The organism is Streptomyces sp. NPDC002306, from assembly GCF_053593435.1.
Window position 1 is genome coordinate 102,056 of record NZ_JBSFCK010000010.1, and the last position, 15,949, is coordinate 118,004.

Consider the following 15,949-nt stretch of genomic DNA (forward strand, 5'->3'; position numbering starts at 1 on the left):
GCTCGTACGGCCTCCCCGGAGCTCTCGGCTTCGCCCGAGCAGGGGGCACCCCCACCGGCCCTCGACCCTTCCAGTGCCAGTGGGCAGCGGTCCCGCATCATCTGACCCGCCACCCGAAGGAGTGAACATCGGAGGGGAGTTGGTGGGCAAGTTCCCGAGGCGCGGGTCACGGCCCTGTCCGGCGGGCCGGTTGGACGTGGGCGACGGGCTTTGGCAGTATTCGCCGCCACACCTTCCCGGAGCGTCCCATTCCCCGCAAACCAGGCGTCTGACCTGCGCCGGTACAGGGATGCGGCGACGGATGGCAGCCTTTCGCGCACCTTGTGAAGGGGTCGTGCAGACTGGCCGAATGCGTACCGAACTTGTGTCGGAGCCCGGCCGCCGGGACCACCCCAACGAGGACTTCGCCAGTGTCGGACTACCCGCTTCCGGACAGGGTGGTTCACTCGTCGTCCTGGACGGCGTGACGCCACCGCAAGGCGCCACCGGCTGTCTTCATACGGTCCCCTGGTACACCGCGCGCCTGGGCGGCGCCCTGACCGAACTGACCGTTTCCCGCCCGGATGTCCCCCTGGCCGAGGCGCTCAGCCGTGCCATCTCCCGCACCGCGGAGGCCCACGCGGACACCTGTGACCTTTCTCACCCGCGCACTCCACAGGCAACCGTCGTCCTCGCCCGCTGGTCCCGGGAAACCGTGGAGTACCTGGTGCTCTCCGACTCGGCTCTGCTGCTCCGGTCCCCGGACGGCACGGTCACCCCGGTCCTGGACGACCGCATCGCCCGGCTGCCCCGCTCCTCCCTCGCCACCGACGCCGTCGTGGACGCCACCGTCCGCAACAAGGAGGGCGGCTTCTTCACCGCGGCGGCCGATCCGGCGGTGGCCGCCCGTGCCGTGACCGGCACCGTGCCGCGCGCCGGGGTCGACGCCCTGGCCGCGCTCACGGACGGGGCGACGCGCTGGGTGGAGAAGTTCCGGGAGGGCGACTGGGCGGCCTGCTTCACCCTCGTACGGAAGGAAGGGCCACGGGCCCTGGTGGACCGGGTCAGGGAGCTGGAACTCGCCGATACCGAACGCCGGTACCTGGGGCGGAGCAAGACGCACGACGACGCGACGGCCGTCTACGTGGAATGGTGAGGCGCGGGGAGAACCGCGGGGCGGGATCCGGCGCCCGCCCCGAGGACGGCACCGCCGCTCGCTGCTACTTCTCCGTCTGCCGGTTCAACTGCTGCAGCAACCGGGCCAGTTCCGCGACCTCGCCGCGGTCCCAGTGCGCGAGCTGGTTCACGTACCGCCCCCGGCGGGCCTCGCGCACCTTGCCGACCCGGCCGCGGCCTTCCGGCGTGAGGTCCACCAGCCAGGCCCGGCCGTCCGCGGGATCCGGTTCGCGGGTGACCAGGCCGAGTTCCTCCAGGGCGCGCAGCTGCCGGGACATGGTGGCCTTGCCGACGCCGATGTAGCCGGCGAGCTCGGTGGCACGCTGCCGGCCGCACTCCTCCAGCCGCACGAGCAACCCGTACGCGGCGGACTCCAGGTCCGGGTGGACCTCACGGGCCATCTCGCCCTGGCTGGCCCGCGCGCGTCGCAGGAGCACCGTCAACTCGCGCTCCAGGGAGAGGAATTCCTGGTCCGCGCCACCGCGCAGCGCCCGCACCTCGTCTCGCTGTGCGTCGCCGTTTCCACCCTCGTGCACGTCAGCACTCCTGATCCGGTTGCCCGATCCTGAAAGTTCTCGCCACAATCCGTCATCGCCGCAGCTCCGCCAGTATTTCGCAGGCTCAGACCAACGGCAGCCCCCGGACCCCCTTCCCACGGCCTCGTCCACGTGCGTAGCTTCTTTACCAGGCAACGCATGGCATGCCCACGCCACAAGCGTGGGTGATCCGACCCCTTCCCCCCACCTCCAAGCCTCGGAGGCACGTCATGCCCGTGCACAGGTCCGGCTCCATGCTCACGCGCGCCGCCACCGCCGCCGTCGCGCTCCTGCTCGCCGCCTTCTCCCTCACCTTCCCCGCCACCGCCCGGGCGGCCGGCGTCCCGGCCCGCGGCACCGCCGAGATGGGCATGGGCGTGGTGGCCCACGACGGCCAGGGCGGAACCCCCACCACGGGTGACGCCACACAGACGGAGGGTGTCGACGTCTCCGGCCACCAGGGCGACGTCGCCTGGTCGACCCTGTGGAGCAGCGGGGTCAAGTGGGCGTACGCCAAAGGCACGGAAGGCACGTACTACACGAATCCGTACTTCGCCCAGCAGTACAACGGCTCCTACAACGTCGGCATGATCCGCGGCGCTTACCACTTCGCCACCCCCGACACCACCGGCGGCGCCGCCCAGGCCAACTACTTCGTCGACCACGGCGGCGGCTGGTCCAGGGACGGCAGGACGCTGCCGGGCGCCCTCGACATCGAGTGGAACCCGTACGGCGCCGCCTGCTACGGCAAGACGGCCGGCGCGATGGTCGGCTGGATCGCGGACTTCCTGAACACCTACAGGGCCCGCACCGGCCGCGACGCGGTGATCTACACGGCCACCTCCTGGTGGACCCAGTGCACCGGCAATTACGGCGGCTTCGCGGCCGCCAACCCGCTGTGGATCGCGCGGTACGCGACCGGCCCGGGGACCCTGCCGGCCGGCTGGTCGTACTACACGATGTGGCAGTACACGTCGTCCGGCCCCACGGTCGGCGACCACGACAAGTTCAACGGGGCGCTCGACCGGGTGGTGGCACTCGCCAACGGCTGACCCCCGCGCGCACCGGGCGGCGCCGCACGCCCGCCCCGCGCGCACCGACCGGCGCCGAACACCCGCGCGCCTGCCCGCGCACCCGACCACCCGGCACGACGAAGGCCCGGACCTCCCTCACGAGGGCCCGGGCCTTCCTCATCCGATGGCGTCCGTCACGCCGCCACCGGAACCTCCGGCGCCGCGCTGTTCGTGGCCGGTGCCAGCGCCAGTTCCAGGACCTGGCGGACGTCCGTGACGGCGTGGACGTCGAGCTTGTCCAGCACCTCCGCCGGGACGTCGTCCAGGTCGGGCTCGTTGCGCTTGGGGATGATCACGGTGGTGACCCCCGCCCGGTGCGCGGCGAGCAGCTTCTGCTTCACCCCGCCGATCGGCAGCACCCGCCCGGTCAGCGAGACCTCGCCGGTCATCGCCACGTCCGTACGGACCAGCCGGCCCGACAGCAGCGACGCGAGGGCCGTCGTCATCGTGATGCCGGCGCTCGGACCGTCCTTGGGGACCGCGCCCGCCGGGAAGTGGATGTGCACACCCCGGTCCTTCAGATCGGCGACCGGCAGTTCCAGTTCGGCGCCGTGCGACCGCAGGAAGCTGAGCGCGATCTGCGCCGACTCCTTCATCACGTCGCCCAGCTGACCGGTGAGGGTCAGGCCCGCCGCGCCCGTCTCCGGGTCGGCCAGCGACGCCTCGACGAACAGGACGTCGCCGCCCGCGCCGGTGACCGCGAGCCCGGTGGCCACACCGGGGACGGCCGTACGGCGCTCGGCCGGGTCCTGGGCCGACTCGGGCACGTGGTGCGGCCGGCCGATCAGCGCGCGCAGGTCACCGTCCGTGATGGTGAACGGCAGCTCGCGCTCGCCCAGTTCGTGCTGGGCCGCCACCTTGCGCAGCAGCCGCGCGAGGGACCGCTCCAGGGTGCGGACACCCGCCTCGCGCGTGTACTCGCCGGCGAGCCTGCGCAGCGCGCTCTCGTCCAGGACCACCTCGTCGTCGCCGAGCCCCGCCCGCTCCAGCTGGCGCGGCAGCAGGTGGTCACGGGCGATGACGACCTTCTCGTCCTCGGTGTAACCGTCCAGGCGGACCAGCTCCATACGGTCGAGCAGGGCCTCCGGGATCGCCTCGAGCACGTTGGCGGTGGCGAGGAACACCACGTCGGACAGGTCGAGCTCGACCTCCAGGTAGTGGTCGCGGAAGGTGTGGTTCTGCGCCGGGTCGAGGACTTCGAGCAGCGCCGCGGCCGGGTCGCCGCGGTAGTCGGAGCCCACCTTGTCGATCTCGTCGAGCAGGACCACCGGGTTCATGGACCCGGCCTCCTTGATCGCGCGGACCACGCGGCCGGGCAGCGCGCCGACGTACGTACGCCGGTGGCCGCGGATCTCGGCCTCGTCACGGACGCCGCCGAGGGCGACCCGCACGAACTTGCGTCCCATGGCATGGGCGACCGATTCACCCAGGCTGGTCTTTCCGACACCAGGCGGGCCCACCAGGGCGAGTACGGCACCGCCGCGCCGGCCGCCGATGACACCCAGGCCGCGGTCGGTACGGCGCTTGCGGACCGCCAGGTACTCGGTGATCCGCTCCTTCACGTCCTCCAGACCCGCGTGCTCGGCGTCCAGGACCGCCTTGGCGCCCTGGATGTCGTACACGTCCTCGGTCCGCTCGTTCCACGGCAGTTCCAGCACGGTGTCGAGCCAGGTGCGGATCCACGAGCCCTCGGGCGACTGGTCGCTGGACCGCTCCAGCTTGTCGACCTCCTTGAGGGCGGCCTCACGGACCGTCTCGGGGAGGTCGGCGGCCTCGACACGGGAGCGGTAGTCGTCGGACTCCTCGCCGTCCTTCTCGCCGTTCAGGTCGCGCAGTTCCTTGCGCACCGCTTCCAGCTGGCGCCGGAGCAGGAACTCCCGCTGCTGCTTGTCGACGCCTTCCTGGACGTCCTTCGCGATCGTCTCGGCGACGTCCTGCTCGGCGAGGTGGTCGCGCAGCTGCTGGGTGGCGAGCTTCAGACGGGCCACCGGATCGGTGGTCTCCAGCAGTTCCACCTTCTGTTCGGTGGTCAGGAACGGCGAGTAGCCGGAGTTGTCGGCGAGCGTGGAGACCTCGTCGATGGCCTGCACACGGTCCACCACCTGCCAGGCGCCGCGCTTGCGCAGCCAGGCGGTGGCGAGGGCCTTGTACTCCTTGACCAGTTCGGTGACGTGACCGGGCAGCGGCTCGGGCACGCTCTCGTCGATCCGGGTCCCCTCGACCCACAGCGCGGCACCCGGTCCGGTCGTGCCGGCGCCGATGCGCACCCGGCCCCGGCCGCGGATCAGCGCGCCCGGGTCGCCGTCGGCCAGCCGGCCGACCTGCTCGACCGTGCCGAGCACACCGGTGCCCGGGTAGGTACCGTCGATCCTCGGCACCAGCAGCACCCTGGGCTTACCGGGCTCGGACCGCGAGGCGGCCTGGGCGGCCTCCACGGCGGCCCGTACGTCGGCGTCGTTCAGGTCGAGCGGTACCACCATCCCGGGCAGCACGACCTCGTCGTCGAGCGGCAGCACAGGCAGAGTGAGCGATGTGGACGTCGAAGCCATGATCTCCCCTTCGGCACTCAAGTTGAGCTATGCCGACTCAATGCACGTGAGCCTCCGAATGTTCCCCGACGTCTGTTCGCTCTGAGCGATCACGTCGGTCGTGCCCTTCGACGTGGGCCTCTTGGCGCCGGGGCCCGCCTGACGGGCCGTCTCCCGGCGGTGCTGTCGAGTCACCGATCCGCACGGTCGAGCACCAGCTCACGCGGAGGGCGTGACCGGGGACCGCACGCCGAGCCACTGCTCGGCGTCCCAGGCCTGGAACCGCTCCACCTCGGTGAACCCGAGCTTCGCCGCGAGGCGCATCGAGCCGACGTTGGCGGACTGGGTGGTGAGCACCACCGGCTCGCCGGGAAGGACGCCGTCGAACCAGTCGAGTGCCGCCGCGCACGCCTCGGCGGCGTACCCGGATCCCCACGCCCGCGGCAGGAACAGGTAGCCGAGGTCGGCTTTCCCCGCGGCGGCCGGACGGCGGTGCTCCGTCGCCCTCCTGAGCAGGATGTGGCCGATCATCGATCCGTCGAGATCGACGACGAAACTCCCGGGCCACCGCTCGGGCGCCGCGGGCAGTTCGCGCTCGAGTTCGTCACGCGGGCGGGGACCGCCGAGGTAGGCGTGCACCTCCGGCGACGCCAGCAGCTCGACGAACGCCGCACGGTCCCGGGCCTCGGGCTCGCGGAGCACGAGCCTCTCGGTCCTGATCGGGGCAGGCGGCCAGGCGACGGATCCGAGTTCGGTCATGCCCGCCACGTAATCAGCGGGCTCGGCAGCGATCAAGACCGGCGGATGGATCAGGCCACCGACCCACTGCCCCTACCCTCACCGACGGCCACCGCCCCCGTCCTCCGCGCTTTCCTGCGGCAATCGTCCGCCTGTCTGGGCCACCTTTTAGAGGCCGCCTGTAGAGACCACTGTCGAGAAGGGTGCCGCCCGGCATATGGTCCTCTCGGTAATGCCTACACACCGCCTACGACTGTTACAGGGGGATGTCATGGACGGAATCGTCCGGAGCTGGGTCGACGGATGGGTCGTCTCGCGCGGGGCGGCCCCGCCGGTGATCGAGCCCTGGGGCTGCACGATCGACGTGGGCCTGGAACGCCAGGTCACGCGGCACGTCTTCGGCGCGGTCGGGGACGCCGTCGACGGGGCGGCGGTGCGCAAGGTGGCCGACGCGGTGACGGGGGACGGGGTGTGGCTCAAGGTCTTCCACGACCCCTCCGTGGTCGCGGGCCTGCTGGGCGCGGGCTGGTGGGTGGACCCCGAGCCGGGCTACCTGATGACGGTCCCGCTGACGGTCCCCCGGCCGGGTCCCGCGTCGGCTTCGGTCCCGGGGGCGGGCGGCCTGGCGGACCTCCCGGACGGCTACCGGCCGCGCGTCTGGTCGCGCGGCGGCGTGATCCGCGCGATGGTCACGGCCCCCGACGGCTCCCTGGCCGCGCGCGGCCAGATCACCCCGGTCGGCGGGACCGCCGTCGCCGACCAGATCGAGACGTCGCCCGCACACCGGCGGCGCGGGCTCGGCGGCACGGTGATGCGGACGCTCCAGCGGGCGGCGGCCGAGCAGGGGGCGGAGACCGGCGTGCTGGCCGGTACCCCGGCGGGGCGGGCGCTGTACGAGACGCTGGGCTGGCGGGTGGTGGCACCGCTCACGAGCGCGAGGTTCACCCGCCCCACGACACCCGCCGCCATCGCCTCCGCCTCCGCCTGAACAGCGTCGGCGCCTGGCACCGGCTCCGACTCCGGCACCGATTCGCTTGGCCGCGCGTCGAACGCGCGGCCGGGAAAGTGCGTTGCGCTCGCCTGGGTCCCGGCTCGAACCTTCTCCGCATGACGGATACACAGATCTTGCTCGACGCCTACGACGCCCAGTTGCGCCGCACCCCGCCCCCCGGAGTCGCGCACGAGTTCGACGGTCCGCTGCTCCGCATGGACCTCGGCTTCCGCGGCTTCGTCAGCGGGCCGCGCGACCTGGGCGGCCTGCGCGGCCCGGCGGTCGACGAGCTGATCGTCCGGCAGCGGGACCACTTCGCCGCGCGCGGGCAGGCCGTGGAGTGGAAGGTCCGTGGGCACGACACCCCGGCCGACCTCACGGACCGGCTGCGCGCGGCGGGCTTCGTACCGGAGGCGCAGGAGACCGTACTCGTCGCCACCGTGGCGGAACTGGCGGTGGAAACGCCCGTACTGCCCGACGGAGTCGCCCTGCGACAGGTCACCGCCGACGCCGACATGCACCGGGTGGCCGCCCTGGAGACGGCCATCTGGGAAACGGATCTGAGCGCGATCGCCGACGACCTCATCGGTCGCGTCTCGCGCGCGCCGGACGAGATCGCGGTCCTGGTAGCCGAGGCGGGCGGCGAGGTGGTCTCCGCGGCCTGGCTGGCCTTCCGCCCCGGCACCGAGTTCGGCGCGCTGACCGGCGGCTCCACGCTCGCCGAGTGGCGCGGCAAGGGCATCTACCGCGCCCTGGTGGCCGCCCGCGCCGGGCTCGCCGCCGCCCGCGGTGTCCGCTACCTGCACGTGGACGCCTCCGACGACAGCGCGCCCATCCTGCGACGACTGGGCTTCCGGGCGGTGACCACGACGACCCCGTACGTGTGGTCCCCGGCTTGAAGTCCTGACCGGACTCAGGCCGTGCCCTGACCGCGCCCTGACCGGGCTCAGGCAGGTTCGAGGGCGGCGGTGCGGCTCCGGTGCCATCGCCGCAGCGCCGGCCAGGTGGCGACGCCGATGGCCAGGGACATCGCGTGCCCCCAGTTCGTCAGGGGATCGGGGAGCTCGACGAGTCCCTGTGCGACCACCCCGCCGAACACCGCGAGCAACGGCCACCGCAGCCATGGGGTGAGCAGGCCCGCCAGGGCGCCGACGCTGGTGGCGACACCGAAGCTGATGCCGTAGTCGGAGCGGTGCAGGGAGCTCGCGGGAAGGTGTCCGACCAGCACGGCCAGCCCGACCGGGACCTCGGTGGCGAGGGTGGCCAGCACGTGCCCGAGCAGGAAGACACCGGCCGTGCGCAGGCCGCCCGTCCTGCGCTCCAGGGCCGTGAGGACGAGCAGGAAGCCGATCGCGTACGGCGACGCCACGCCGCCCGCGATCCACAGCGCGCTGGCCGACAGGACGAGGACGGGGGTGCGCAGGAGGTGCGCCACATCGGTGCTGGAGCCCTGGTGCAGGGCATGCACCAGGGCGGGGTCGGCGTAGGCCGTGATCAGTGAGGTGAGGGTCAGGACGACCGCGAAGGCGAAGGTGAACGGCGTGCCGGTGGGGGTGGGGAACAGCCGCCAGGGACGGATCCGGGGGCGGACCCGGGGGCGGGGACGTGCCGCCTCGAAGGGCGGCGCGGGCTCGGGCGCGGGGGCCGGGGTGCGCTGCCGGGGCATCCCGTCCAGCAGTCCGAAGACGTCCCGCGATGGGACGTCCGGAGCCGTCGCGGGGTCGGCGGGCGCGGTCCGTTCCAACGTGAGGCGCTCCTTCCGTTTCGCCCCACCCTTCGCGCCCCACAGGGCCGGTGTCTATGACCGGCGCCACGCGGGCGCCGATTCACAGCAACCTCTCAGTCTCAGACGACTCCCGCGTCCGGGACGCTCCCCCGCCCGGGGCTGTCCCCGCCCGCGGGCAGCCGCATCCCCCTCCTTTCCTCCTCCCTTCCCCCTCCCTTCCTCCTCCTTTTCTCTCCCTTTTCTCTTCCCTCCCTGCTTCGCCGACCCCGGAAGCCGCCCTGACCGACCTCACGTTCCGCCCGGTCCGGGCGGAGCGAGCTGACAGGATGGGCGGATGGCCACGTCGTACGACATCCCCGAAGTCCTGGACCGTCGTGAGGGGCCGTACGGCGAGGTCGTGCTGCGCCGCCACGGCGAGTTACTCCAGATCATCGCCAACGGCTGCTTCCTGATGGACACCTCCGACGGCCGCTCGGAGCGGCTGCTCGTCGACGCGGCACTCGCCGCCCTCGGCACCCGCTCCGGGCCGGCCGTGCTGATCGGCGGCCTGGGCGTCGGCTTCTCGCTCGCACACGCCGCGGCGGACGGCCGCTGGGGCCGGATCACGGTGGTGGAGCGCGAGGCCGCCGTCATCGACTGGCACCGGCAGGGCCCCCTGTCCGGGGTGTCCCGCGCGGCTCTCGCGGACCCGCGCACGGAGATCGCCCGAGCCGACTTGATCGACTACGTCAATGAGACATCCGACACGTTCGACGCGCTGTGCCTCGACATCGACAACGGACCGGGCTGGACGGTCACGGAGGGCAACGAGGGGCTGTATTCACCGGCCGGACTGGCAGGCTGCGCAAGGGCGTTGAAGACCGGCGGAGTGCTCGCGGTGTGGTCGGCCCAGCCGTCACCGGAATTCGAGGGAACCTTGTGGAATGCCGGTTTCACGCAGGTGCGTACCGAAGAGATCCCCGTTGCCCGGGGCGTTCCCGACGTGGTTCACCTCGCCGTCCGCCCTGGATAGCAAAGCCGTGGTGACTCCCCGTACGCTGCTGCCTGACGCGGATCATTCAAGCGTCAATCGCAAGCATGCGCAGACCAAGGAATCACCCCACTGATTCCGGAAAGCACACTCAGGGGCGGGCGATGGAGCAGACACATACCTCCCACAGCGGCACGGCGACGGCGACTCAGGGCGCCCAGCGACGGGTCCTGGTGGTCGAAGACGACCCGACGATCGTCGACGCCATCGCGGCCCGACTGCGCGCCGAGGGATTTCTGGTGCAAACCGCGGGCGACGGCCCCGCGGCCGTCGACACCGCCGAGGCCTGGCAGCCCGATCTGCTGATCCTCGACATCATGCTGCCCGGTTTCGACGGTCTGGAGGTCTGCCGTCGTGTGCAGGCCCAGCGGCCGGTGCCGGTGCTGATGCTGACCGCGCGTGACGACGAGACCGACATGCTGGTCGGGCTCGGCGTGGGCGCCGACGACTACATGACCAAGCCGTTCTCGATGCGCGAGCTCGCCGCGCGCGTGCACGTGCTGCTGCGCCGGGTCGAGCGGGCCGTCGTGGCCGCGTCGACGCCGCGCAGCGGCATCCTGCGCCTCGGCGAGCTGGAGATCGACCACGCGCAGCGCCGGGTGCGGGTGCGCAGCGAGGACGTCCACCTGACGCCCACCGAGTTCGACCTGCTGGTGTGCCTGGCGAACACCCCGCGCGCGGTGCTCTCCCGGGAGCAGCTGCTGGCGGAGGTCTGGGACTGGGCGGACGCCTCCGGCACCCGTACCGTCGACAGCCACATCAAGGCGCTGCGCCGGAAGATCGGTGCCGAGCGGATCCGCACCGTGCACGGTGTGGGCTACGCGCTGGAGACCCCGACGCCATGAGCGACGGGCGGTCGGCCGCACGGAGGAGCCCCGGGGAGCCCTGGGGCGGCGTACGCCCGTTCTCGATCAAGACCAAGCTGGGTGCGCTGGTCGTCATCTCGGTGCTCATCACCACCGGGCTGTCGATGATCGCGGTGCACACCAAGACGGAGCTGCGCTTCATCACGGTCTTCTCGATGATCGCCACACTGCTGATCACGCAGTTCGTGGCGCATTCGCTCACCTCGCCGCTGGACGAGATGAACAAGGTGGCCCGGTCCATCTCGCACGGCGACTACACCCGCCGGGTGCGGGAGAGCCGCCGGGACGAGCTGGGCGACCTGGCGCAGACGATCAACGTCATGGCCGACGAGCTGGAGGCACAGGACCTCCAGCGCAAGGAGCTGGTGGCCAACGTCTCGCACGAGCTGCGCACGCCCATCGCGGGTCTGCGCGCCGTGCTGGAGAACGTCGTGGACGGGATCGCGGCGGCGGACACCGAGACCATGCGCACCGCCCTGAAGCAGACGGAACGGCTCGGGCGGCTGGTGGAGACGCTGCTCGACCTGTCCCGGCTGGACAACGGCGTCGTACCGCTGCGCCTGAGGCGGTTCGAGGTGTGGCCGTACCTGTCCGGTGTGCTGAAGGAGGCCAACATGGTCGCCTCCGGGCGCCCGGGCATCGCCTCGGGCTCCGGCAGCCACACCCGCACGGACGTCCATCTGCACCTGGACGTGTCCCCGCCGGAGCTGACCGCGCACGCGGACCCGGAGCGGATCCACCAGGTCGTCGCCAACCTCATCGACAACGCGGTCAAGCACAGTCCGCCGCACGGCCGGGTGACGGTCAAGGCGCGGCGCGGGGCGCGGCCGGAGTCGCTGACGCTGGAGGTCCTGGACGAGGGGCCCGGCATTCCGCGCTCGGAGTGGCACCGGGTCTTCGAGCGGTTCAACCGGGGATCCGTGAACCGGCCGCACGGGCCGGGCAGCGACGGCGGCACCGGACTGGGACTGGCGATCGCCCGGTGGGCGGTGGATCTGCACGGCGGCCGGATCGGCGTGGCCGAATCCGATCGCGGGTGCAGGATCATCGTCACTCTTCCGGGACTGTCATCCGTGCCAAGTTGACGTAAAGTTCGAACCGGAGCCACAAGATCCGCGAGCGGCCGCGCCGTCGGACCCGCGTGATCAGGCATAGGCCCACGTCATCGACGTGCAGGGCCTGCATCGGCGCACCCACCGCGAAGCGGAACCACACTTGTTTCCCGCCATTTCCACCCCCGAAACACGCTTTCCGGTGTGACTTTCGCGACGATGAACCGGCCCGACCTGACCTTCCCGGCCATGGGGGCGTAGCCTTTATTTCCGCTGTCCATCACCTTGTGAAGCGGAAGAGGGCGGTTGCCGCCGTGTCGCCACAGTCCCCCAGTAACGCATCGAGCATCTCGACCGAAGCCGACCAAGCGGGCAAGAACCCCGCAGCGGCGTTCGGCCCCAATGAGTGGCTCGTCGACGAGATCTATCAGCAGTACCTCCAGGACCCGAATTCGGTAGACCGTGCCTGGTGGGACTTCTTCGCCGACTACAAGTCGGGAGCGGCAAGCTCACCGGCTCCGGCGGGACCTGCGGCCGCGGGGGCCGCAGGGGCCACCACTCCGACGCCCGCCGCCGCGGTTCAGGCCGCACCGGCCGCCGCCGCGCCGGCTCCGGCCGCTCCCGCGCCGGCCGCTCCCGCGAAGCCCGCGGCCGCCGCACCGGCGCCCGCCGCGGTGCCGGCCCCGGCGCAGGCGAAGCCCGCCGCCGCGGCTCCGGCCGCCCGGGCGAAGGCCGAGCCTGCCGCCCCGGCCGCGGAGGGTCCCGAGTTCGTGACGCTGCGCGGTCCCTCCGCCGCGGTCGCGAAGAACATGAACGCCTCCCTGGAGCTGCCCACGGCCACGTCCGTGCGCGCTGTCCCGGTGAAGCTGCTGTTCGACAACCGCATCGTCATCAACAACCATCTGAAGCGCGCCCGGGGCGGGAAGATCTCCTTCACGCACCTGATCGGCTTCGCGATGGTGCAGGCCATCAAGGCCATGCCGTCGATGAACTGGCACTACGCGGAGAAGGACGGGAAGCCCACCCTCGTCAAGCCGCCGCACGTCAACTTCGGCCTCGCCATCGACCTGGTGAAGCCGAACGGTGACCGCCAGCTCGTCGTCGCCGGCATCAAGAAGGCCGAGACGCTGAACTTCTTCGAGTTCTGGCAGGCCTACGAGGACATCGTCCGCCGCGCCCGTGACGGCAAGCTGACGATGGACGACTTCACCGGCGTGACGGTCTCCCTGACCAACCCCGGCGGCCTCGGCACCGTCCACTCGGTCCCGCGCCTGATGCCCGGACAGTCGGTCATCATGGGCGTCGGCTCCATGGACTACCCCGCGGAGTTCCAGGGCACCTCCCAGGACACCCTGAACAAGCTCGGCATCTCCAAGGTCATGACGCTCACGTCGACCTACGACCACCGGGTCATCCAGGGCGCCGCCTCCGGCGAGTTCCTGCGCGTCGTCGCGAACTCCCTGCTCGGCGAGAACGGCTTCTACGACGACATCTTCGAGGCGCTGCGCATCCCCTACGAGCCGGTCCGCTGGCTCAAGGACATCGACGCCTCGCACGACGACGACGTCACGAAGGCCGCCCGCGTCTTCGAGCTGATCCACTCCTACCGGGTCCGCGGCCACGTCATGGCCGACACCGACCCGCTGGAGTACCGCCAGCGCAAGCACCCCGACCTCGACGTGAACGAGCACGGCCTCACCCTGTGGGACCTGGAGCGCGAGTTCGCGGTCGGCGGCTTCGCGGGCAAGTCCCTGATGAAGCTGCGCGACATCCTCGGCGTGCTGCGCGACTCGTACTGCCGCACCACCGGCATCGAGTTCATGCACATCCAGGACCCGAAGCAGCGCAAGTGGATCCAGGACCGCGTGGAGCGCCCGCACGCCAAGCCGGAGCGCGAGGAGCAGCTGCGCATCCTGCGCCGGCTGAACGCGGCGGAGGCCTTCGAGACCTTCCTCCAGACGAAGTACGTCGGCCAGAAGCGCTTCTCCCTGGAGGGCGGCGAGTCCGTCATCCCGCTGCTGGACGCGGTCCTCGACAGCGCGGCGGAGTCCCGCCTCGACGAGGTCGTCGTCGGCATGGCCCACCGCGGCCGCCTGAACGTCCTCGCCAACATCGTCGGCAAGTCGTACGCGCAGATCTTCCGCGAGTTCGAGGGCAACCTCGACCCGAAGTCGATGCACGGCTCCGGTGACGTCAAGTACCACCTGGGCGCCGAAGGCACCTTCACCGGCCTGGACGGCGAGCAGATCCGCGTCTCGCTGGCCGCCAACCCGTCCCACCTGGAGACGGTCGACCCGGTCATCGAGGGCATCGCCCGCGCCAAGCAGGACATCATCAACAAGGGCGGTACGGACTTCACCGTGCTGCCGGTGGCGATCCACGGCGACGCGGCCTTCGCGGGCCAGGGCGTGGTGGCCGAGACCCTGAACATGTCGCAGCTGCGCGGCTACCGCACCGGCGGCACGGTCCACATCGTCATCAACAACCAGGTCGGCTTCACCGCGGCCCCCGAGTCCTCGCGTTCCTCCATGTACGCGACGGACGTGGCCCGCATGATCGAGGCCCCGATCTTCCACGTGAACGGCGACGACCCGGAGGCCGTGGTCCGCGTCGCGCGGCTCGCCTTCGAGTTCCGCCAGGCGTTCAACAAGGACGTCGTGATCGACCTCCTCTGCTACCGCCGCCGCGGTCACAACGAGTCGGACAACCCGGCCTTCACCCAGCCGCTGATGTACGACCTGATCGACAAGAAGCGCTCGGTGCGCAAGCTGTACACCGAGTCCCTCATCGGTCGCGGCGACATCACCCTGGAAGAGGCCGAGCAGGCGCTCCAGGACTACCAGGGCCAGCTGGAGAAGGTCTTCACGGAGGTCCGTGAGGCCACGGCCCAGCCGACCGCCGTCGCGGTGCCCGACCCGCAGGCCGAGTTCCCGGTCGCCGTGAACACCGCGGTGTCCGCCGAGGTCGTCAAGCGCATCGCCGAGTCCCAGGTCAACATCCCCGACCACGTCACGGTCCACCCGCGTCTGCTGCCGCAGCTCCAGCGCCGGGCGGCCATGGTCGAGGACGGCACGATCGACTGGGGCATGGGCGAGACCCTCGCCATCGGCTCCCTCCTCCTGGAGGGCGTCCCCGTCCGTCTGGCCGGCCAGGACTCGCAGCGCGGTACGTTCGGCCAGCGCCACGCGGTGATCATCGACCGCGCGACGGGCGAGGACTTCACGCCGCTGCTGTACCTGTCCGAGGACCAGGCCCGGCTGAACGTCTACAACTCCCTCCTGTCCGAGTACGCGGCGATGGGCTTCGAGTACGGCTACTCGCTGGCCCGTCCCGACGCGCTCGTGATGTGGGAGGCCCAGTTCGGCGACTTCGTCAACGGTGCCCAGACGATCGTCGACGAGTACATCTCGTCGTCGGAGCAGAAGTGGGGCCAGACCAGCGGGGTCGCCCTGCTCCTGCCGCACGGCTTCGAGGGCCAGGGCCCGGACCACTCCTCGGCCCGTGTCGAGCGCTTCCTCCAGCTGTGCGCCCAGAACAACATGACGGTCGCGATGCCGACGCTCCCGTCGAACTACTTCCACCTCCTGCGGTGGCAGGTGCACAACCCGCACCACAAGCCGCTGGTCGTCTTCACCCCGAAGTCGATGCTGCGTCTGAAGGCGGCGGCCTCGAAGGCCGAGGAGTTCACGACCGGCGGGTTCCGCCCGGTCATCGGCGACTCGACGGCCGACCCGGCCGCCGTGAAGAAGGTCGTCTTCTGCGCCGGCAAGGTGTACTACGACATCGAGGGCGAGCGTCAGAAGCGTGGCGCGTCGGACCCGGCCGCCGCCGAGACGGCGATCATCCGCGTCGAGCGCCTGTACCCGCTGCCGGGTGCCGAGCTCCAGGCCGAGATCGCCAAGTACCCGAACGCGGAGAAGTACCTCTGGGCCCAGGAGGAGCCGGCCAACCAGGGTGCCTGGCCGTTCATCGCCCTGAACCTGATCGACCACCTGGACCTGGCCGTCGGCGCGGACGTGCCGCACGGCGAGCGTCTGCGCCGCATCTCGCGCCCGCACTCGTCGTCCCCGGCGGTGGGCTCGGCGAAGCGGCACCAGGCGGAGCAGGAGCAGCTGGTGCGTGAGGTGTTCGAGGCGTAGGCCCGGGCCTGCGGACTCCGTTCGCCTTCGGGGCCCTGTCCCGAGCCTCCATGGCTCGAGGCAGGGCCCCGTTCGTCGCCCGACCAGGCGGGATAGCCTGGAGAGGTTCGTTGAC

General features: G+C 71.3%; 12 protein-coding genes. 8 read left to right on the plus strand and 4 right to left on the minus strand.

Annotated elements, in window-relative coordinates; all coding sequences use genetic code 11:
* Positions 1–349: 349 nt before the first annotated feature.
* Positions 350–1,135, plus strand: a complete 786-nt coding sequence (locus ACWCQK_RS21315; protein WP_451157048.1) for a protein phosphatase 2C domain-containing protein — start codon at positions 350–352, stop codon at positions 1,133–1,135.
* Between the two features lie 64 nt (positions 1,136–1,199).
* Here the strand turns inward: ACWCQK_RS21315 and ACWCQK_RS21320 are convergent, their stop codons facing one another.
* Entirely contained in the window at positions 1,200–1,691 is a 492-nt protein-coding gene (locus ACWCQK_RS21320) for a MarR family winged helix-turn-helix transcriptional regulator (protein WP_451157050.1), read from the minus strand.
* A gap of 230 nt (positions 1,692–1,921) precedes the next feature.
* On the opposite strand from ACWCQK_RS21320, the gene ACWCQK_RS21325 reads away from it, so the two are divergent.
* Positions 1,922–2,743, plus strand: coding sequence for a lysozyme (locus tag ACWCQK_RS21325; protein WP_451157052.1), 822 nt, complete (start codon positions 1,922–1,924; stop codon positions 2,741–2,743).
* A gap of 155 nt (positions 2,744–2,898) precedes the next feature.
* Here ACWCQK_RS21325 and lon read toward each other — a convergent pair whose 3' ends face one another.
* Positions 2,899–5,313 (minus strand): endopeptidase La, encoded by a 2,415-nt coding sequence (gene lon, locus ACWCQK_RS21330; RefSeq protein ID WP_451157054.1) that lies wholly within the window; start codon positions 5,311–5,313, stop codon positions 2,899–2,901.
* Positions 5,314–5,511: 198 nt separating this feature from the next.
* A complete protein-coding gene (locus ACWCQK_RS21335) occupies positions 5,512–6,051 on the minus strand; it encodes a GNAT family N-acetyltransferase (protein ID WP_451157056.1) in 540 nt (179 codons plus the stop codon).
* Positions 6,052–6,301: 250 nt separating this feature from the next.
* On the opposite strand from ACWCQK_RS21335, the gene ACWCQK_RS21340 reads away from it, so the two are divergent.
* On the plus strand, positions 6,302–7,018 hold the full coding sequence (locus ACWCQK_RS21340) for a GNAT family N-acetyltransferase (RefSeq protein WP_451157058.1): 717 nt from the start codon (positions 6,302–6,304) through the stop codon (positions 7,016–7,018).
* A gap of 119 nt (positions 7,019–7,137) precedes the next feature.
* The gene (locus tag ACWCQK_RS21345) at positions 7,138–7,920 is read left to right on the plus strand and encodes a GNAT family N-acetyltransferase (protein ID WP_451157060.1); all 783 of its coding nucleotides are present in this window, start codon (positions 7,138–7,140) and stop codon (positions 7,918–7,920) included.
* A gap of 47 nt (positions 7,921–7,967) precedes the next feature.
* Here ACWCQK_RS21345 and ACWCQK_RS21350 read toward each other — a convergent pair whose 3' ends face one another.
* Entirely contained in the window at positions 7,968–8,765 is a 798-nt protein-coding gene (locus tag ACWCQK_RS21350) for a rhomboid-like protein (RefSeq protein WP_451157062.1), read from the minus strand.
* A 316-nt stretch (positions 8,766–9,081) separates the two neighbouring features.
* Between ACWCQK_RS21350 and ACWCQK_RS21355 the strand changes: the two genes are divergently transcribed.
* The 4 genes from ACWCQK_RS21355 (at position 9,082) to ACWCQK_RS21370 (ending at position 15,834) form a co-directional block, all read left to right on the plus strand.
* Positions 9,082–9,759 (plus strand): spermidine synthase, encoded by a 678-nt coding sequence (locus tag ACWCQK_RS21355; RefSeq protein WP_451157064.1) that lies wholly within the window; start codon positions 9,082–9,084, stop codon positions 9,757–9,759.
* A gap of 122 nt (positions 9,760–9,881) precedes the next feature.
* On the plus strand, positions 9,882–10,622 hold the full coding sequence (locus ACWCQK_RS21360; RefSeq protein ID WP_451157066.1) for a response regulator transcription factor: 741 nt from the start codon (positions 9,882–9,884) through the stop codon (positions 10,620–10,622).
* On the plus strand, positions 10,619–11,728 hold the full coding sequence (locus tag ACWCQK_RS21365) for a HAMP domain-containing sensor histidine kinase (protein ID WP_451157068.1): 1,110 nt from the start codon (positions 10,619–10,621) through the stop codon (positions 11,726–11,728). The genes ACWCQK_RS21360 and ACWCQK_RS21365 overlap by 4 nt, the downstream gene beginning before the upstream one ends.
* Before the next feature lie 281 nt (positions 11,729–12,009).
* The gene (locus ACWCQK_RS21370; protein ID WP_451157070.1) at positions 12,010–15,834 is read left to right on the plus strand and encodes a multifunctional oxoglutarate decarboxylase/oxoglutarate dehydrogenase thiamine pyrophosphate-binding subunit/dihydrolipoyllysine-residue succinyltransferase subunit; all 3,825 of its coding nucleotides are present in this window, start codon (positions 12,010–12,012) and stop codon (positions 15,832–15,834) included.
* The last annotated feature ends 115 nt before the right edge of the window (positions 15,835–15,949 follow it).

What these genes read in the sequence shown, in the direction of transcription:
- ACWCQK_RS21360 (WP_451157066.1), top strand. Translation starts at nt 9,882, where the DNA reads ATGGAGCAGACACATACCTCCCACAGCGGCACGGCGACGGCGACTCAG.
- ACWCQK_RS21315 (WP_451157048.1), top strand. Translation starts at nt 350, where the DNA reads ATGCGTACCGAACTTGTGTCGGAGCCCGGCCGCCGGGACCACCCCAAC.
- ACWCQK_RS21335 (WP_451157056.1), bottom strand. Translation starts at nt 6,051, where the DNA reads ATGACCGAACTCGGATCCGTCGCCTGGCCGCCTGCCCCGATCAGGACC.
- lon (WP_451157054.1), bottom strand. Translation starts at nt 5,313, where the DNA reads ATGGCTTCGACGTCCACATCGCTCACTCTGCCTGTGCTGCCGCTCGAC.
- ACWCQK_RS21340 (WP_451157058.1), top strand. Translation starts at nt 6,302, where the DNA reads ATGGACGGAATCGTCCGGAGCTGGGTCGACGGATGGGTCGTCTCGCGC.
- ACWCQK_RS21355 (WP_451157064.1), top strand. Translation starts at nt 9,082, where the DNA reads ATGGCCACGTCGTACGACATCCCCGAAGTCCTGGACCGTCGTGAGGGG.
- ACWCQK_RS21365 (WP_451157068.1), top strand. Translation starts at nt 10,619, where the DNA reads ATGAGCGACGGGCGGTCGGCCGCACGGAGGAGCCCCGGGGAGCCCTGG.
- ACWCQK_RS21345 (WP_451157060.1), top strand. Translation starts at nt 7,138, where the DNA reads ATGACGGATACACAGATCTTGCTCGACGCCTACGACGCCCAGTTGCGC.
- ACWCQK_RS21325 (WP_451157052.1), top strand. Translation starts at nt 1,922, where the DNA reads ATGCCCGTGCACAGGTCCGGCTCCATGCTCACGCGCGCCGCCACCGCC.